This is a genomic window from Embleya hyalina, assembly GCF_003967355.1.
In the GTDB taxonomy this organism is placed as follows: Bacteria; Actinomycetota; Actinomycetes; order Streptomycetales; family Streptomycetaceae; genus Embleya; species Embleya hyalina.
Genome location: NZ_BIFH01000031.1, coordinates 87,568 through 105,939, shown reverse-complemented (window position 1 = coordinate 105,939; position 18,372 = coordinate 87,568). Strand labels below are relative to the sequence as shown.

Genomic DNA, 18,372 nt, shown 5'->3' with positions numbered 1-18,372 from the left:
CGGATGGAGAGGTCGCGCCGCGCCGCCGGCCGATCGGCTCACGCCGCCCCGCTCGCGCAGTTCCGCGATGTCGCGGCGCCCGAGGCCACCGGCGCGGCGCTGCCGAGCGCTCTGGCCGAGATCCGCCCCGGACTGCTCGCGGCCTCCGGCCACGGCCGCACCGGACCGCTGGGCAACCCCGCCGAGATGCGCGCCGCGCTCGCCTTCCGGTCGACGGCACGCACGCCACCGTGCCGCTGGGCAAGCTGTGCGACGCCATGCCGAGTGGCTGCATCCGGTACGCCCAGGCGTGCCGCTCGGCCGGCGCCGCCGGGGAGAGCTTCCACGCCGGGCTGCTGCCGGTCGGCAGCTCCGCCTTCGGCACGGTCGAGGCCGTCGACGGCCTGGGCACGATGGTGGTGCCCGCGCCCCTGGAATTGCTCGGTCGGGAGAGTCCGGTGCGGGCCGTGCCCGGACACGTCGAACCCACCTTCAGCTGGACCCCGCAGGTCGACGACACCGGGCAGGGGCTCGGCGGGCGGCTGGTCTCCGCGCTGTCCACGCATCTGTACACGGGCGAACCGCTGGGCTCGGCCTTGGCCGAATACCGGCCCTACGTGGGCGAGTTGCACACCCGCTGGGCCCGACTGCGGGAATCCTCGGCGGGCGGCGACACGTCGGTCCGCGAGACGTTGACCCGGCTGCGTGTGTCGGCGCTCGACCGCCAGAGCCTGGTGCTGCCGGGCGATCCCACCGCCGCGCTGCCCGCGTTGGCCCACGACGGGCGGTGACGCGAGGTCCTCGGCGGGGCCTCGACGTGGCGCGTGCGCGACGGCGCCGCCGCGCTGCCCGCGGCGGGCTCAGCTCGGTTGGCCCGGTGAACCGCGCATCGTCTTGCCGGGGTTGCGCGTCGTCGGGCCGCCGACGGAGTTGAGGACCAGCTGGGCCTGGTTGTCCACGAAGCGGGTGAACAACTGCTGCGCGTAGCCGAAGATGACCGCCCAGGCGATGATCTGCGCGGACGAGTCGAGCGCGCTCAGGCCGGGAATGAAGTCGCCGCGCATGAGCAACAGCCCCAGGAGCGCGGTGAGCGCGCCGGTGGGGAGCTTGAGCAGGGCCAGCGCCACGGGCACGTTGTACGGCGTCGAGGTGCCGTGGATCCGGCGCAGCGACGCGGCCGCGGCCACGGCGGCGGCGACCAGGCCGACCAGTTCGACCACCGGGTAGTCCCACTGGGAGGCGACGTCGGCGTACATCTGGTCCAGGCTTCGCTCGTCGACCCGCTCGCCGTTCGCCGCGGCACCGGCGGGGGCGGGGGCGGTGGCCATGGCACAGACGATGCCGATGCCCGTGGGGTTGAAGCACAACGGCACCGTCCCGGGCGAGGCGGCGCCGGCCATCGCGATCAGGGCGGCGATGATCGCGAGCGCCGCGGTGACGCCGAGGACGATGTGCGCGAAGCTGCGGACCCTGAGCTTCTCCTTCAGGTGCACTTGGTGTGCCACCGTCGAGGCGTCGACCAGGACTTCGCGCTGGTTTTCGGTCAGCGTGTCACCGGTGCGGACGGACAGCGCGATTTCGTCCACGTGGGCGCGGCGTTCGTCGCCGAGCGGCAGGTGCTCCTTGATGAAGGCCACGATGCCGGGCAGGTGTGCGGTGATGTCCTCCAGCGTCAGCAGCCGAAGCAGGAAGATGTAGGCGACGTCCAGTTGCGTCTGGGCGACCGCGATGTGCGCGGCCGGTCGGCCGTGTTCGTGCCCCAGGGCCTCCTTCGCCTCCTCGAGCGACTCGAGGGCCTGGTCGGCCAGAACCTGATCGCACGCGGCGAGCGGGCCCGGCGCGGTCTTGCTCTTGAGGAGTGCCTCGAGTTCGATGACGCGAGAGCGCAGTCCTTCGCGCAACTCCCACTGTCCGCGTTCGTGCCGTCGAAGGTTCCGAGCCTCCGAACGCCCGTTTCGACGGGAGGTGTCGGCGGGCGGCGGCGGGGGTGGCTCCGAGGGTGTCGACTTTGACTCCATGTATTCGACTATGAACGACGAGTCAGACGAATTCCCGCGCGATCAGCTTCTTCAGGTCCGGCATCACCCCGATGGACGCGCCGGGAGCGCCTGCCGTGCTGTTGCCGGGGGTGGTCAACACCGTGCGCATACGCTTCGGGCGCAGTTTGCCCGGGGCGCCGACGCCCGGGTTCAGCCTGGTGAACAGGTCCTGCACCAGCAGGCACACGCCGGCGATGATCGCGGCCGCGCCCGAGGTGCCGCCGAAGAACGGGCCGGTCCAGTAGGCGTCGCGTTTCGTGGGCGTGTTCGGATTGCCGGTGGTGACGATGTTCTCGCCCCAGGTGAAGCAGTCGATGCGACTGCCGAAGCTGCTCTGCGAGGAGCCGGTGGCCAGGTTCTCCACCGCGATCCGGCCGTGCGGCTGCACGGACGTGCCGGACCCCACCATGATGGCCCGCGACTCACGGAACTCGCCCGGCTCGTTGCGGTTGAGCACGCGCCGATTCGTGACGGGGTCGCGGAATTCGTCGAGGTTGGCATTCTTGTTCCCCGCCGCCTCCACGACGATCACGCCGCGGGCGGTGGCCAGCGCGATCGCGGCGAAGCAGCCCGGGTCGGTCTCCGCCGGCACGAACCGGAGCACGCCGTTGAACTGCGCCGCGAACTGGACTTCCAGCAGCAGCACGTCGCCGGCGGAGAGCTCCGACTGTGCCCGCATGATGGCGTTGGCGACGCGTTGCCGGTCCGCCGGCGAGTTGAAGGCCTCCTTCGAGTGGAAGTAGGAGATCATCCGTGCCGACGCGTTCGGTGCGATGCCACAGATGCCCCGGGTGTTGTCGACACCGACGATCGAGCCCACGACGGCGGTGCCGTGCGCGAAGCTCAGCCGGGTGTTGACGCCGTCGATCAGGCGCAGCCCCGGGGGAAGGTCTTCGTGGCCGACGAACCAGCCCTGTTCGAGGTCGATGAACTGGGTGCCGTCGCCGCCCGCGCCCTTGGCCCACGCCGCTTGCACGCCGATGCCGTCCTGTGCCGGGTCCAGGTAACCCTGTCGGAAGAACAGCGCGTTGCCGGTGCCGACCACCGGATCCGAGGCAAGCGGCATGCTGTAGGCGAATTCCACAGACCCCCCGAACGCGGCCATGGAGGCCGCGAGCGCCTCGGTGTCGAATCCGGCGGGGCAGTCGATCTCGAGGTAGTTCTCGAAGTTCGTCCGCTCGTAGTCGGGTTCCTCCTGGACGGCCTGATCGACCAGCACCTGGATCTGCTCTGCGGACAGTCCGTCGAAGACGCGGTGCAACGTGAGGTCGGGCAGCAGCGCGCGCACCGCCTCGACGGCGAACCCGCTGCCCGGGCCCAGGACATCGGCGGCGAACCGGTCCAGGTCGAGACTGCCGCCCTGGCCGAGTGGCACGAAGACACTGTCGGCGATCTTGACGATCACCTGCGGGGCGATCTGGGGATCGGTCGTCCGCACGTTGATGCCGAAGGCCGGGTCGAAAGTGATGTCGCCGAGTTCGAAGCGGTTCATCCGCCCGCCGAGGACGTCCGGGTTGTCCACCTCGTCGGTGATCGGATAGCCCAGTCCGCCGGTCTCCGCGCCCAGCCCGAGATAGTTGTCCATGATCAGTCCGTGCAGCTCGAACGCCTCGCCCACGCGCGGATGGAAGTAGATTCGTCCGAATGTATAGGCCCGGCAGGAGCCGCCGTCGTAGAGTTCTTCCTCTTCCCCGACCGGATCGCCCAGGTTCAGTATGCCGTTGGAGATGAGGGAATCGTGTTTCTCGTCGATGGGCGACATGGCCCCTCCAGAATGAATGGGTGAGCGGATCCCCGCGCTCGACCCTGGGACGGGGTGCCGCTCTTCCAGCCTAGGCCAGAGTGCCGGCGCGGTCGCGTCGGACCGGTCGGCGCCGGGTGCGGTCCGTTGCCGCGCCGCGTGGGTGACCCGGGCGGCGGTTCGCGTGGGTGTCCCTGCGGCGCATCGTGTCGTGGCCCGGCGGTGGGTCGGAGTCGGCCCGCAGCCGGCAACTGTCGTGCACCGCCGAGGGATTTCGGCCCGGCGATCGGGTGCGGGTCGCCGGCGCCCGGTGTGTCGAGCCCGATTCCGGGGGGTACGCCCGCCACGATGGCCAGGTCCGCCCGGCGGGGTCCGGGCCCGGTGGGAAGGGATGCCCATGCCGCTGAGGAGCTACGGAGTTCTGGCCGCGCGGGCGGTGGCGCGCGTACGCGAAGGCGCCTCCGGCACGCCGCACTACCAGATCCATCTGGCCGACGACGCGGGCACCGCGTACCGTGCGGCGATCAACGTGCTGTCCAAGGAAGCGCCGTCCGAGCTGCTGTTCGTGCTGGTGGAGGACTTCCGCCACCCGCTGACCGACTCGCTGCCCGCCGCGGGCAGCGGGTGGACGCCGCTCGCGTCGCAGCCCGGCCACGCCGCGCTCGACTACATCCGCGCCAACCTGTTCGACCCGACGACCGTACGGCCGCTGCCCCCGGACGTACCCGGCGAGGACAACGACCTGGCCGATCTGCTCGACCACTACGTGCAGCGCGCGATCGGCGACGCGGCGGCCGCGGTTTACGTGTTCGGCGAGCGCTTCGGCCCCGAACCCGACAAGCCGGACAAGGTGTTCGGCTTCCTGCCCGGCAACGGCGTGCACGACGTGCACATGAATCAGGGCAACAGCGAGGATTTCCGCCGGGACGACGGGGTCTGGCAGGACGGCGGCCTGCTCATCCACCTGCCGGACGGCCGCTGGGTGGCCGTCTTCCTGGCCTTCCAGTCCCAGTCCTGGCACACCGACGACACCACCGGTCACGCCCTCGACACCGCGCCGACCCTCCCGGGCACCGGCGAGGAGCGAATGCGGATCGTCGGGGCGCTGGTCAACCCGCCCGGACCGGCACCCGAGGCGGAGACCGTCACCCTGCTCAACGCCTCCCCCGCACCGATCGTGCTCGACGGCTGGCGGCTCGTGGACCGCAACAAGACCGCGCTGCTGCTCCCCGCGACGACGCTGGCGCCCGGCGCCGTCCTGGAGGTGCCCGGAAGCCCGTCATTCCAACTCGGCAACCGCGGCGGCGCGATCACCCTGCTCGACCCGGCCGGACTCAAGGTGCACGGTGTCACGTACACCGCGGACCAGGGGCGTCGCGAGGGTTGGACGATCGTCTTCTGAGCGGTACGCGTCGTATTAGAGGTATGTGTTGTATCAATATTTGTCATACCGGGGCATGTCGTACCGGTACGTGTTCTGATCGATACATGCTCTGATCCGTACGCGCGGATGCACGTGTGGATGCGATCGGCACGTGCGGAGGGGCGGCGCGATGCACGTCGCCCCTCCGCCGCAGGCCCGGCGGACCCCGCCGGCCGTCCGGCCCAAAAGGTGCGTGCCGGGGCCGCGTTTGTCACGCTGGAGACAGGTCGCGTGCCCCGCCGTGGCCCGACGGTCGGCGAGGTGCGTCCCCCGGCCGGTCGATCGGAAGGCGGGCAGTCATGACTGCCGACCCGTTCAGCATCCTCCGCATCGAGGACATGCTCTTCCTGCGCGTCGAGGTGGTCAACCTCCGACGCGAGGGCGCGCGTCTGGTTCGGGAGGATCCCGCCGCACCGGCGCTGGTGCTGCTTCAGCTGCCCTCCCAACACGTGAACGAAAGCGTGCTGCCCGGCGGCCGGTTCCCGGAGACCGTACCCGCCTTCGCAGCGGGGTCGAGCACACTGGTGTTCCTGCTCCCGGACGGGCAGGACGGCATCGACCTGACCGTCGACGCGCTGATGGACTGGAACGGACTGACCCCCACGATCGCCCCGGCCAACCAGCCACTGGACACCCCGGACGAACCGACCGTGGTCGGCGGACTCCCGCGCACCGCCATCGAGTTCCCCACCCGCGTGCTACTGGGCCACGACCACGACGGTTCGGCGTTCGAGTGGTCGGCGCACCTGGCCGAACCAGTCGTGCTCGACGGTCGGGCCGAACTGTGGCACGCCGAACTGTCGGGCGAGAACGGCGCGCCCGTGCACCTGAAGGTGTTCTCCGTCAAGGCCGGCCCCGAGCGCACCGGGATGCCGCTGGACCGGTTCGTGCCCGGCGAGCTGCTCGTCCGCACCAGCCTCGACCAGTTCATCGACGTGGACGGGACTTCGCTGCGACGGCCCCTACTGGCCGACCGGTTCATGCTCACGCCGCTGGGCGCGACGGTGCGCATCAGCGGCTCCTGGCCCACCGCGCCGGACTTCCTCGGGCTGAGTCTGACCGGCTACGAGCACATCGCGTCGCTCGGGCGCGACGAGTTCGTGCACACCGTGCGCCAGGGCTTCCTCAGCAGCGGCCATCGGGCGTCCCTCGTCGACATCACCAGGCGGACCTACGACGACCCGGGCGACCTCACCTCGGTCGCCTACCTGCACAAGGAAAGGCACATCGTGGTGGACCAGGTCGAGGTCGCCTACGGTGCGAACGCGGGCTACGACCGGCATCAGGGACGGCAGATGCCGTTCCGATCGCTGCGGCTCACCGACCTGGTCACCCCCGTGATCGGTCCCGGGGAGGGCGCGTTCTGGGTGACCGTGGGCGGCGAGCCGTACCGGTTCCACGCCACCGCGACCGATGCCGAGGGCCGGCACGTCAGCCTGGACCTGCCGCTCGTGTTCGCCTCCTCGGACGCCCTCGACCGCATGGCGGCGGTCTACAACGACCCCGCCACCGCCGACCGCGCGAACGTGGGGCTGGGCGGACAGACCGTCGCCCTGGCCGAGAACCCGAGCGGGGACGGCAGCACCGGCATGCCGGTGACCTCGGCGCGCTTCACCCTGGCACCGGCCTCCGGGAACCCGGCCGGGGTGCTTCCCGCCATGGTCGACGCGGTGGCGCGGGTGCCCGCGGTCGAACAACTCACCGGACTGGCCACCGAAACCGCCGTACGGCTGCACAACGCCTACCTCGAACAGGGCTTGGACGGCCAACCCACCGGCGCGTTCCTGCATCTGGTCGACGCGCTGCCGATGAACCTCTCCGCCGAGAAGGCGGGCGGCCTGGCCAAACCCAGCATGGCCGTCCAGGCCGTCACCACCCGAGCGGGGTTGCTCGCACCGAAGTTCCTCGGCGCGGCGGGCGACGCGGTGGGTGTCGACTCCGCGTCGCTGGCGCAGATCTTCGGCGGTACGAAACTGCTGGGCCCCATCGATCTGGCCGACCTGCTCGCGGACGTCCCGGCGACATCCGTCGCGGAGTTGCGGGACCTCGGCGAGGACGAGATCCGCCGCCGGCTCGACGGTGTCTCCCAGGAACTGCTGCCGGTACCACTGATGCGGTTCGGCGATCTCTTGGACGGATCCGGCTCCGAACTGCGATACGTATGGAAGCCCGCGCTGAAGAACGACCTGCCGCTGCTGGATCTGGACGGCGCCGCCCTCGTCCTCGAAGCGACCACCGTGCGCTCGCCGGACGCCCTGAGCAAGTCCAGCGTGCGCGGCGAACTCAAGCACTTCGCATTCGTGTTCGCGGACATCGTGCGGGGCGACTTCGAACGCCTGACGTTCACCGCGCGCCCCGGCAGCGCACCGGACGTCAGCGCCGCGGGTGTCGCGCTCACCTTCGAGGAGAGCCTCGAGTTCGTCAACCAGCTCCGCGAGGCGCTGCCCTCGGACGTGTTCGGGCCCGGCTCATTCGTCGACGTGAACACCTCCGGGATCACCGCCGGTTATTCGCTGACCCTGCCGACGCTCTCCCTGGGCATGTTCAACCTGAGCAACGTCGCCCTGGCCGCGCGCCTGACCATCCCCTTCGACGACAAGCCGGCACGGTTCCGTTTCGCCGTCTCCGAACGGCACAACCCGTTCTGCGTCAGCGTGTCGCTGTTCGGCGGCGGCGGCTTCTTCGCCCTCGAAGTGAGCACCCGCGGCATCGAACAGATCGAAGGATCCCTGGAGTTCGGCGGCAACGCATCGCTCGACCTGGGTGTGGCCAGCGGCGGCGTGCACCTGATGGCGGGCATCGCGTTCCAGATGGCCGGCGACTCGGTCACGCTGACCGGATACCTGCGCTGCGGCGGCTACCTGTCCGTGCTCGGCATCGTCAGCATCACCGTCGAGTTCTACCTGGCCCTCACCTACCACAAGGACAACGGCATCTCCGAGGTGATCGGCCAGGGCAGCGTCACCGTCAGCGTCCGCGTCGCGTTCTTCAGCAAATCCGTGAGCCTCGCGCTGGAGCGCCGGTTCACCGGTTCGGCAGCCGACCCGTCGTTCACGGACACCATGAAACTCGAGCACTGGCACGAGTACTGCCAGGACTTCGCCGAGTGAACCCGCGCCACGGCCACCCCGATCCGAGGTCCATCCCGGGTGACCCCGGCTGGAAGGCTCCCCCCATGACGACCGCACAGAACATCCAGTGGATCGCCCTGCCGGCCGGTCTGTCCCCCGACGGGACGCAGGCGCGCCTGTCCGTGTTCGTGGCACCTCGGCTGATGAGCGACGGCCCCGGCACTCTCGCGGCGTTCCCGGACTTCCGGGACTGGCCAGCCCGGGTGGCCGGCGCGACGTTCGCACTCGCCCTCGGGGACGAGTCCGGTGTCCTCGACGGCGGAGCCGCGGTCGTGCCGCTGACCCGCACCGGGCAGCCGAGCGATTCCGCGCTGTGGCAGCTGTTCTTCCCCGAGGGCACCCCGGTGGAGGCGTTCGAGTTCGACGACCACCGGCAGAACACCATGGTGAGCTACCCGGCGCGCGACCTCGCCGACACCACCCGCCAATCCTTCGCGAGCACCGCGGCCGAGTCACCCGACAGCATGCCCCCGAGCCAGGCCATGAGCACCCTCGCCGGGTTCGCCGCGGCCACCGACATGCAGGGCACCATGCAGGGCATGCGCGAGAACATCGTCACGCAACTCGCCGCCGCCGACGAACTCGTCGCCAACCGGTCGGGCGAACTGGTCCGGCCGCAACTGAGCCCGCAGGAGGCGTTCCTCGCCTTCCACGAACCGCAACCGCAGGTCGCCGGCCTGGTCGCGGACGGCGGCCCGCACATCGCACCGCCACCGGAGGTGCCGCGGGTCGACTTCCACCAGTTGTTGTCCTCGCTCGGCGACCACCCCAAGCTGCTCCGACGCCTGGGGCTGGTGCTGGACTTCGTGCTTCCGGTCGACAAGCTGCCGGGCGCGAGCGGGGAGCGGACCATCGTCCTGGTGCCCACCTGGGAGCCGCTGCTGGGCCGGGACGCGTCGCACGACCACCCCGCCGCGACGCGCTACGCTCTCGCTCCGGGCCAGGGCTTCTGCGCCGCCGCGGACGGCAACGACGCGTTCGGGCCGCCCGCGCGCGGGCTGCTGGCCCTGCCGGAGGACGAGTACACCATCGAGCAGGCCGACATCGACGGCGTCACGCTCAAACTGATGACCGCCGCCGTGGCGACCGCCACCGACGGGGACGCCGAGGCCGCACCGCCGACGGTCCGCACCAAGGGGCTCTCGCTCGTGCTCGGCGACCGCACGCGGCACCTGCACGAGAACTTCCAGCGGGCCGCCGACCGGCAGGACGCGCTCGCCGACGAGGACACCACGGTGGTCCTCAGTGCCGAGGACCTCGTGCGCGGACACCGCCTGGACATCTTCGACGAGACCCGGCAGAAGTGGTTCTCGCTGCACGAGCGTGAGATCGCCTACGACCGGGCGGGCAGCCCCGGCGACCACCTGGACACCGCGTCCGACGAGGGATTCTTCCAGCTCAGCCTGGCCACCCCGGTCACCGCGCCGGGCGCCGCGCAGCGCGTCCACGTGCACGAACACCTGGTCACCTGGGACGGGTGGGCGTTGTCCGCACCGCACCCGGGGATGGCCGTGGCGAAGGGGGACAGCCCCGAGCGCATCTCCAACACGGCGGCCACGACAATGCCGTTGGAGATCGAAACCCGCGCCCGGCCCGGCTCGCTGCCGCGCCTGAGGTTCGGGAACTCCTACCGGATCCGGGTCCGCACCGTGGACCTCGCGGGCAACGGGCCGACGGCGGCGGAGGCCGACGGACTCCTCGACCAGGACGTCCTGGTGCTGCCGGCTGCGGGCGGGCCGGTCTTCCGCAGGTTCGAGGCGATCCCCCCGCCGCTGCTGCTGCCGCGCGTCGCGTTCACCGAAGGGACCTCGGCGCACCGACTGGTGATCCGCAGCACCGCCGAACTGACCCCGGCACAGTACGCCGAGACCTTCAACGCCTCGCCGCCGGTCTCCGGCGGCACCCACGCGCCGTACCGGGAGGTCGACGAGCGGCACGTGGTCGCGCCCAAGACGTCGCTGCAATGCGCCGAACGGCACGGCAAACTCGACGAGGCCATCGGCTCGGGCGACGCCGACGCACGCGAACGGGTGTACACGATCGCGTCGCGGGAGAGCGGGTCGCTCGACGACGCGTCCCGGCCCGGCACGGCGTCCGTGACGTACCCGTCGGCGACCCCCGACACGGCGGAGGGCCACTACGTGCTGTACACGGGCGAGACGGTCGAACTGCCGTATCTGCCCGACCCGCTCGCCGAGGGCGTGGTCTTCCACGAACTCCCGGGCGTGCCGGCGGGCCAGGGGTTCACGCTGCCGTGGGACGCGTCGGCCTGGCATGCGCCGAAATCGATCCTCCTGCGCATCCGGGAGGGCAGCGGACCGCCCGTCTTCGACACCTCGACCCGGGTGCTGACCGTGCTGCTGCCGAAGGCGACGGTGGCGACCGTGCGGGTGTGCTCGCGGGTCAAGGTCAACGAGAAGACCATGGGCATGCTCAAGTGGTGCCGGGACGCGCTCCAACCCGACCAGTTCGAAAGCGTGATGGCCGCCGCCCGGGCCAACCGGCACTGGATGCTGACCCCGTGGTACGACGTGACGCTCGTCCATGCCGTGCAACGTCCGTTGGTCGCACCGCTGTTGACGCTCGACGACGGGACCGACCGGCTGCTCGGGGCGACCGGCGAACACCTCGTCGGCTCGCTGGAGTTGAGCGCGGCGAGCACCGAACGCATCGACATGATCGCGTCGTGGAGCGAGAACGTGGACGACCTCACCATGCCGAGCCCGAGCGTCCTCGACGTCACCACTCCGGTGTTCCGGCTGCCGCTGGCCGCCGCCGTCCCGCTGGATCCGGTCGCGAGCGAGGCCCCACCCAGCACCCTCGACGGTGACACCCTGACGTTCAACACAGTCGTGGCCGAGGAACTCGCCTCCGCGGTGGAACCGGGCCGTCCACCGGCGACACCGGTGCCGGCCAAGTGCGAGTTCGGTGACACCAAACGCCGCGACGTGACCTTCACCCCCGTGGCGACCAGCCGGTTCGGCGACTGTTTCCCGCCGGAGTTCACCCAGGACACCGAACGGGAACTCCTGAGCGTGCACGGCGGTCCCGTCGAGCACACCGTGCTCAGCAGCGCCAAACCGGCGGCGCCGCGGGTGTTGGGCAGCTTCCTCACCCTCGGGTTCGAGACCTCCGGAAGCCTGCCGAACGAACTGGTCAGGCGGCGCCGCGGCGGGGGTTTTCGGGTCTATCTGTCTCGGCCGTGGTTCTCGTCGGGAGACGGTGAGCTGTTGGCCGTGGTGTTGGGCGTGGAGGGCGACGAACAGCCGCCCCAGGCACACCCGTTCATCACCCTCATGGGACGCGATCCGATCCGCAGCGCGGCACCGGTGTTCCTCCCGTCCGCGAGCAACTTCCCCGGCGCGACGATCACGCTGGACCTGGCACTGCCCGAGGTCTTCGACGGATTCACCGTCACCGCGGCCGGCTTCGAGCCCATCTTCGACAGACCGTCCGGCCGGTGGTACTGCGACATCGACGTCGATACCGGCGGCGCCTACTTCCCCTTCCTGCGGCCCGCGCTCGCCCGTCTGCAACCGCGCTCGATGGAGACCTGTCACCTGTCCCCGATCGTCCTCGCCGACACCTTGCGGCTGTTGCCCGAACGCACCCTCACCCTGTCCGGCACCGACTCGCTGAACGTGCAGCTCACCGGGCCCGCCTACCACGACGACAACGGTCCGCCCTCGGTGACGGCCGCCATCGAGCAGCGCGACCCCGACGTCCCCGACCCGGTCCTCGGTTGGTTCGAGCTCGGCGAGACCGTCACCGACCTCTTCGCCGACGACGACACCAGCCTCTTCCCCACCTACTCCGCCGAAGTCCCGCTCCCCGATCCCCGCCCGGACCAACCCTGCCGCCTGATGATCACCGAAATGGCGGTGATGCGCTCCGACTTCGCCGTCGACGAGTTCGGCCCGACGGTGGGGAACCTGGTCTACGCGGACGCCGTGGAACTGTGACCCGACCCGGGTGTGCGTGGGCTTCCGGACGCGCTCTAGTAGGACTTCGTTAGGTTTGGATGGGTTTTTGGGTATCTTCGGGTGTTGGTTGGAAGTGGTCGGTGGCAGGTGGTGCAGGTTCCGGTCCAGCAGTTCAGGAGGGATTGGATCGCGTCGACGACCTGGTAGAGGGTGAGGCCCTCGTGGGTGCTTTTGGGGAGAGCCGTCGTTCGGTGAGGAAGGCGTGGGCGGCGGTGACCAGGGTGACGTGGTGGTGCCATCCGGTCCAGGAGCGGCCCTCGAAGTGGTCCAGTCCCAGGCCGTGTTTCATCTCGCGGTGGTCGTGCTCGATCCGCCACCGGATCTTCGCCAACCGCACCACCTCCGCCGTCGACGTCTCCTCCGGCAGATCGAACAACCAGTAATCGGTGGGGTGTTCCGCCCCGTCGGGCCACTGGACCAACAGGCCCGCCTCGGGCATGGCACCGTCCCACGCCCGGCCGTCGGCCCCGGCAGCCTCGCGGGCGAGGTGGCCCACCGTCCTGCCGGCCGGTCGCACCCGCAGCCGCAGGAACCGCGAGCGCATCGGACCGCGCGAGCCGCAGCGCCAGGTGACGTCGGCGAAGGCGTCACGGCCGCGCGCCGCGGCGAGCGCGGCCACGCTCACGGCCGCCTCGCGATACCGCGCCACCGACGGGCGGCCCGTCCCCGTCCACGCGAGCGTCGCGGGGATCGCGCAGGCGGGGTGGACGACGGCGTCGGCGCGGATCGCGACCACGTGGTCGAGCCCGCGTTCCGTCAACCCCGCCCGGGACAAAGCGTTCTGCCCGTAGGCGGCGTCCGCCACGACCACCGGCGGATGCATCCCCCAGGCGGCGGCCTCGTCCAGGGCGTCCAGCGCGAGCTGCCACTTCTCCACGTGTCGCACCGCGTCCGGGACCCCCGTCCGCAGGCGGCGTTCCGTGTCCGCGTCCCACTCGGGGGGCAGGAACAGTCGCCACTGCAGCGGACACGACGCGGTGTCGGAGACCGCGTGCACGCTCACCGCGACCTGGCAGTTCGCCTGCTTGCCCAACGCGCCGCAGTACTGCGGCGCGACCCCCACGGACATGCGCCCGTCCTTGGGAAAGGACACGTCGTCGATCGCCCACGCGTCCGCACGCACCAGGGGGAGCAACCGCTCGGCGATCCGCCGCCGCACCGGCACCGGATCCCACGTCGACGCACTCACGAACTGCTGCAGGTTCTGCGTGTTCCCGTCCGGCAACCGCGACGCCATCGCGTCGATCGACTTCCGACGGCCCTCCAGCATCAACCCACGCAGGTAGCAATCGCCCTTCTCCCGCTGATCCCGCCGCGGCAACGATCCGAACACATCCGCCACGAACTCCGCCAACCCCGCCCGCAGGCCCCGAGCCTGCCGCATGTCCACACAAACAACATGCTCCCAACCGACAAGTCAGGCGAGACCTAACGAAGTCCTACGAGGAACGTGACCGGAAGCGCTCACCGGTTTGGCGGAGTGACTTCGATGCCGAACGCCGATTGGATGTCTTCAACATCCAATCGGCGTTGGAGTTTTGCTGGCGGAGCAGGTCATAGTCCGCAGGCCAAGCAAGGACAAAACCTCAAAAGCATCGCGCGTCGTGAGTCGGCCAGCGCGACACGGTTCCGCAGAGCGATGCCTCCGCCGCGGAGAGCGCCGTCCGGTGATCGCGCGCTGGTCCGTGCGGACGGAGGCACCGTCTGCGACGCGGTCCACAGCTTCACGCAGGCGGGCATTGCTGGCCCGAAACCCTGTGGGTGGGACGCCATCCCCGCCTGCTCGACACTGACCACGAGGACTCCATCGCACAGACGGCCGCCTCCCGCCGCTCACCCTCGGTCAGCCGTCAACGCTGGTTGGTCCGCACTCTGCCACCGCCTGCGGGAAAACCTCGCAGATGGGTGATGCTTCCGCTCGCAATGCGGCATCACGTCGTCGTCACCGGGTCGATCATCGGCCGGGCCGAACAAGCCCCAATGCCTACGCTGTAGGGGGCATTGACGTGCCTGGCGTGTACACGACGATCAGTGTCATTCCGTCGATCCGCCTGACGAATCCGGTGCCAGCAGCGAGTCGCGAAGGGTGGAGGCGTCGACGTTGCCGGGGGTGGTGTCCAAGGAGATCAGCATGTCGCCGCGGGTCCCGTCGGCGCGTAGGCATCCGCGGCCGGGAATCCGCAGCAGACGGTCGACGGGAGCGGCCGGCGGCAAACGCACCTTAACCAAGCCTCCTTCCAATAGCGGTACCCGCAGCACGAGGCCGGCTGCTCTCTCGGCCCAGGTCACGGGTATGCCGAGTCGGAGATCGTCGCCGTCGCGCCGGAACGTGGGATGCGGGCGTACCGTGACCGTGAGTTCCAGGCAGTCGACTCTGACCCGCTGTCCGGAACGGATACCGGCCGGCAGCCGCATGCGTATCTCGCGGCCGGTACCGGGCTGCGTGACCGATACGACGCCTCTCATGGCCGCCTGTTCCAGCGACACACTCACTGGGGCGGTTTCGCCGTGCCCGCTTGCTCCACCCAGTTGCCTATGCAGTGCCAGTGCTTCGTCCAGGAAGGGCTGTACGAATCCCGGAAGACGGGGCAGGTGGTGGCGGCAGATCTCGATGGCCTCGGCCGCGTGCTGCCTGGCGTGGTCCGTTTCGTCAGGGAGTTGCGCCCTGGCGCAGGCCAGGAACATGAGGACTTTCGCGAGCTGCAACTCGTACTCGCGCGGATTCGTCCGTGCGGCTTCCCGAAAGATGGTGACCGCGCGCTCGGCCGCGTGTGCCGACTCGTTCGCGGGCGCGCCGCTCTCGAGCAGGATCTGTGCGAGGTTCCCCAGGTCCCAGCCCTGTCGGAATCGGTGGGCCGCCGGATTCCGCTCGACCAGCCGCTCTCGCAGCGCCAAGGCTTCGTGCATGGTCTCGAGTGCGTCGTCCATCCGGCCGTTCTCCATCTGCCGGACGGCGAGATTGCTGAGCACACGGGCGAGTTCGGGATCGAATCGTTCCGGAGTCTCGTCGGCCAATTGGCGCAGGATGGTGGCTGACTCCGCGCTGTGCTTCATCGACTCCGGCGACCCCGCCTCCTGACGCAACATGGAGTGGGCCGCCTGCCGGGTGCCGAGGTTGTCCAGGACCATGGCCAGAAACCATTCGTGCGCGCGGGCATCGCGTCTCACGAGCCGCCGGCCGATCCGAACAGCCTCCTCCGTCGCTTCGATGGCGTCGTCGACCTGTCCCACCAGCTGCCGACAGTTGCCGAGCAGGTCGAGCGCTCGGGCCAGGTCGGGCTCGTGGGCGCGCACGTCGCTGCGCTGCATCCTCCGAATCACCTCGACGGCCTTGGTGGCGACGGGCAGGGCGAGGTCGGCCCGACCGCTCTCCATCAACAGGTTGCCGTGGATGAAAAGTTCCTGCGCGCGGCTCGGCAGGTGGGTAGCCGGAGCGGCGGCGGACAGTCGGCCGGCGATCTCCAGCGCTTCACCGCTGCATGCGAGCGCATCCGCGATCCGGCCGTCTTCGCGATAGTGCACGGCGGCGTTGTGCAGGGCGTGCATGAGGTACGGCTCGTATTGTCGCGAGTCGATTGCGGCCAGTGCCCGATATGCACTGATCGTTTGTTTCGACAGGGCGCGGACGTTGCTGTCGTGCCGTCCCATGGCCTGGTATGCCACGCTCAACACGGCGCGGGCGGTGGTGAGTTCCTTCAGCAGAGTTCCCGGCCTGACCGTGACCAAGCGCTCCAGCAGTATCACCGCCTCCTCTGCTCGCTCGACGGCCTCAGGGGATGGCAGGTTGCTGTGGCCGAGGTGTGACGCGAGATTGGTGAGGGAGACTGCGAGGGGGATCACAGAGTCCGGGACCGTCCTGGGAAGCCGTCGGCAGTCCTCGACGGCCTTCCGGGCCGCGGTGACGGCCTCGTCGTCGCGGCCGGCGTAAGCGAGTCGCCGGGCGAGGAGATTGCGCAGTTCTGCGGTCTGCGCCGGGTCGTCCGTCTCGGCGAGCCGGTAGGCGATCAGGCGTTCGGTGACCGAGGCGATCCCGGAATCGAGGTCGATGTCCCGACCTTCCGGGAATCGTTCCATCACCGCGGTGAGCACGTCGACTGGGACGTCGGGCAGCTGCGCCAGGGCGGACAGGGCGGCGTTGCCCGCCCGGACACCGAGCGTGGGATCGCTGCGCAGCAACGGGTACAAGTGCCGGCGCGCGAGGTGTGGCCACCGCGCTGCCGCAGCGGTGAGGAAGGTGACCGCGCGAGGCGTGTGGCGCGGTTGGGCCGCCAACAGCCGGGCGGGCGCCTCCACACACCATGGATCGGACGGGTAGGCGGTCAGATCGTGTCCGGGCAGGGTCAGCGCCAGGAAATCCTCGGCGATCCGGTCGGGATAGAGCGGTTCGAGGACCTCGCCGCGGCCCGGATCGGCGCTCGGGTAGCAGATTGCGTGGTCGGCCAGGGCTCGCTGCGGATGTTCGCTCGCGGCGAGCGCGATCACCGCGGTCACACCGTCGGAGTGGCTGACCGGGCCGGTGAGGGTGGCGGTGAACACGGTGCGGGCCAGTTCGGTGGGCGACGTGGCGAAGTCCATCCCTTCCACGCGCTTCTCGTACATCGCGCGCCAGTGCGCGAGTTCGCGATCGAGCAGATACGCGGACAGGCCTGCCAGGTCCTCGGGCGGGCGGGCATCGGATACCACGGCGTCCACCGCCACCAGGGCCGCCATGTGCAGCGCCAGGGTCAGGCCGAAGTCCGATCCGTCCAGCCGATCCGGGTACGGTACCCCGTCGGGGTCGACGCCGTAGCGTTCGGCGAAGGCGTCTCGGGCGGCCCGGAACATGTGGTGCCGGGCGGCTGGATCGTCCGGCAAGGGAGCCAGGTGCCGATCGCCGAGTTCCGCCCCGACCGCGGCGAGCGCAGCGCGAACCGCAGGCCAGCCATGTGCGGAGCGCGCGATCAACAGCACTCGGGTCGGTATCTCGTGGTGGAGCAGGGCGTTGCTGAACAACCAGGTCAGGTGCGAGACCGGCCATCGGTCGGCATAGTCCACCACCAGGAGGACACCCGACGAGCCGTCCGGGCGGAGATCCTGACTGCCCGGCCGAGGGTGCACGATGCCGAGGCCCTGCGTCGCCGTGACCACCCGCCAGCCGGCCTCGCCGCTGAGGCGGGCGAACTCCTCCGCCAGCCGGGTCTTGCCCTGCCCGCCCGGCGCGTGTAGCCAACAGGCGGAGATCCGGGTGGACGCACCGTCCCGCCACCCGCACAGTTCATCGAGTTCGCGTTGTCGGCCGGTGAAGCCGACCACCGTGTGCCGGGCGTCGAGCAGTCGGCTGGGCTGAAGCATCAGCCACGCGGGGTCGGACGTCCGGGATGCCGGGCGGTGCCGGTGCAGCAGGTAGACCGGCCCGCGATCCGGGAGCACGTGCAGGTCCGCGCCGATGACGCCGTAAGCGAATCCGTCCACGGCGTGCACTTCCTGTCGCGGCCCGGGCGCCTCCCCGGGACCGCTCACCGCCCGGCGTCCGGCTCGTCGGTTGACGATCGCTCGTGCTGCGACGGCTCGGTTCCGTGTACCACCACGTTGCCGCCCTGCGCGGCGAATACCCGGGAATTGTCGCGGGCGGTGTTGATCTGCGTCCACGCCGGGCGGTTCTTCGAAGCGGCCTGTAGTTGATCCACCAGGCGACGCAGATCGGCCTCGGCATCCGGGTGGGCCGTGAGCAGGGTGGAGAACTCCCTCTCCCACAACGGGGCCAGGTAGGTGCGGGTCTGGTCCGGGTCTTCGGCGCCAAGGATCAATGCCTGATTGCCATCGAGTTGCGATTCGATCGCAGCCTCACGGTCTTGACCCTGGCGCGAGAATAGCCGCGTCACCATCCGCCGTGCCGCATTCCAGGAGTCGGTGGCCATCACGCCGACCAGTGCTGTTCCACCCGCCGAGGCTAAGGCGACCAGTTCAGGATCCATGGCCCGACTATGCCAGAGCGCGGCGGGTGAAGGCGGCCCAACGCCGGTTTCTCTCCCGGCACGCCAACGTCGGCGGGTCGGCGGGCAGGGAGCCGCTCCCGGGTGCTGGAGGACAGTGCGCG

9 protein-coding genes are annotated in these 18,372 nt (G+C 70.1%); 4 read left to right on the top strand and 5 right to left on the bottom strand.

The features are described from left to right. Positions 1–230 precede the first annotated feature (230 nt). Positions 231–770, top strand: a complete 540-nt coding sequence (locus tag EMA17_RS33765) for a hypothetical protein (protein WP_126640980.1) — start codon at positions 231–233, stop codon at positions 768–770. Positions 771–839: 69 nt separating this feature from the next. On the opposite strand, the gene EMA17_RS33760 is transcribed toward EMA17_RS33765, so the two are convergent. Then, positions 840–1,997 carry a hypothetical protein gene (locus EMA17_RS33760; protein WP_126640979.1) on the bottom strand — a complete coding sequence of 386 codons (1,158 nt, stop codon included), beginning with the start codon at positions 1,995–1,997 and terminating at the stop codon, positions 840–842. 22 nt (positions 1,998–2,019) lie between these two features. Beyond that, the gene (locus tag EMA17_RS33755; RefSeq protein WP_160161658.1) at positions 2,020–3,780 is read right to left on the bottom strand and encodes a S8 family serine peptidase; all 1,761 of its coding nucleotides are present in this window, start codon (positions 3,778–3,780) and stop codon (positions 2,020–2,022) included. Positions 3,781–4,156: 376 nt separating this feature from the next. On the opposite strand from EMA17_RS33755, the gene EMA17_RS33750 reads away from it, so the two are divergent. The 3 genes from EMA17_RS33750 (at position 4,157) to EMA17_RS33740 (ending at position 12,275) form a co-directional block, all read left to right on the top strand. Next, the gene (locus EMA17_RS33750) at positions 4,157–5,161 is read left to right on the top strand and encodes a DUF2278 family protein (RefSeq protein WP_126640977.1); all 1,005 of its coding nucleotides are present in this window, start codon (positions 4,157–4,159) and stop codon (positions 5,159–5,161) included. Between the two features lie 320 nt (positions 5,162–5,481). After that, on the top strand, positions 5,482–8,292 hold the full coding sequence (locus EMA17_RS33745; protein WP_126640976.1) for a hypothetical protein: 2,811 nt from the start codon (positions 5,482–5,484) through the stop codon (positions 8,290–8,292). 65 nt (positions 8,293–8,357) lie between these two features. Then, positions 8,358–12,275, top strand: a complete 3,918-nt coding sequence (locus EMA17_RS33740; protein ID WP_126640975.1) for a hypothetical protein — start codon at positions 8,358–8,360, stop codon at positions 12,273–12,275. 133 nt (positions 12,276–12,408) lie between these two features. Here the strand turns inward: EMA17_RS33740 and EMA17_RS33735 are convergent, their stop codons facing one another. The 3 genes from EMA17_RS33735 to EMA17_RS52080 form a co-directional block, all read right to left on the bottom strand. Continuing rightward, positions 12,409–13,686: an IS701 family transposase gene (locus EMA17_RS33735; protein WP_371863081.1), complete on the bottom strand. Its 1,278-nt coding sequence runs from the start codon at positions 13,684–13,686 to the stop codon at positions 12,409–12,411. Between the two features lie 644 nt (positions 13,687–14,330). Beyond that, a complete protein-coding gene (locus EMA17_RS33730) occupies positions 14,331–17,747 on the bottom strand; it encodes a DnaJ C-terminal domain-containing protein (RefSeq protein WP_126640974.1) in 3,417 nt (1,138 codons plus the stop codon). Positions 17,748–17,791: 44 nt separating this feature from the next. After that, the gene (locus EMA17_RS52080) at positions 17,792–18,250 is read right to left on the bottom strand and encodes a hypothetical protein (protein WP_160161657.1); all 459 of its coding nucleotides are present in this window, start codon (positions 18,248–18,250) and stop codon (positions 17,792–17,794) included. Positions 18,251–18,372: the final 122 nt, after the last annotated feature.

Excerpts from the sequence above, each read along its gene's own strand:
- EMA17_RS33760 (WP_126640979.1), bottom strand. The coding sequence starts at position 1,997 with ATGGAGTCAAAGTCGACACCCTCGGAGCCACCCCCGCCGCCGCCCGCC.
- EMA17_RS33755 (WP_160161658.1), bottom strand. The coding sequence starts at position 3,780 with ATGTCGCCCATCGACGAGAAACACGATTCCCTCATCTCCAACGGCATA.
- EMA17_RS33750 (WP_126640977.1), top strand. The coding sequence starts at position 4,157 with ATGCCGCTGAGGAGCTACGGAGTTCTGGCCGCGCGGGCGGTGGCGCGC.
- EMA17_RS33745 (WP_126640976.1), top strand. The coding sequence starts at position 5,482 with ATGACTGCCGACCCGTTCAGCATCCTCCGCATCGAGGACATGCTCTTC.
- EMA17_RS33740 (WP_126640975.1), top strand. The coding sequence starts at position 8,358 with ATGACGACCGCACAGAACATCCAGTGGATCGCCCTGCCGGCCGGTCTG.
- EMA17_RS52080 (WP_160161657.1), bottom strand. The coding sequence starts at position 18,250 with ATGGATCCTGAACTGGTCGCCTTAGCCTCGGCGGGTGGAACAGCACTG.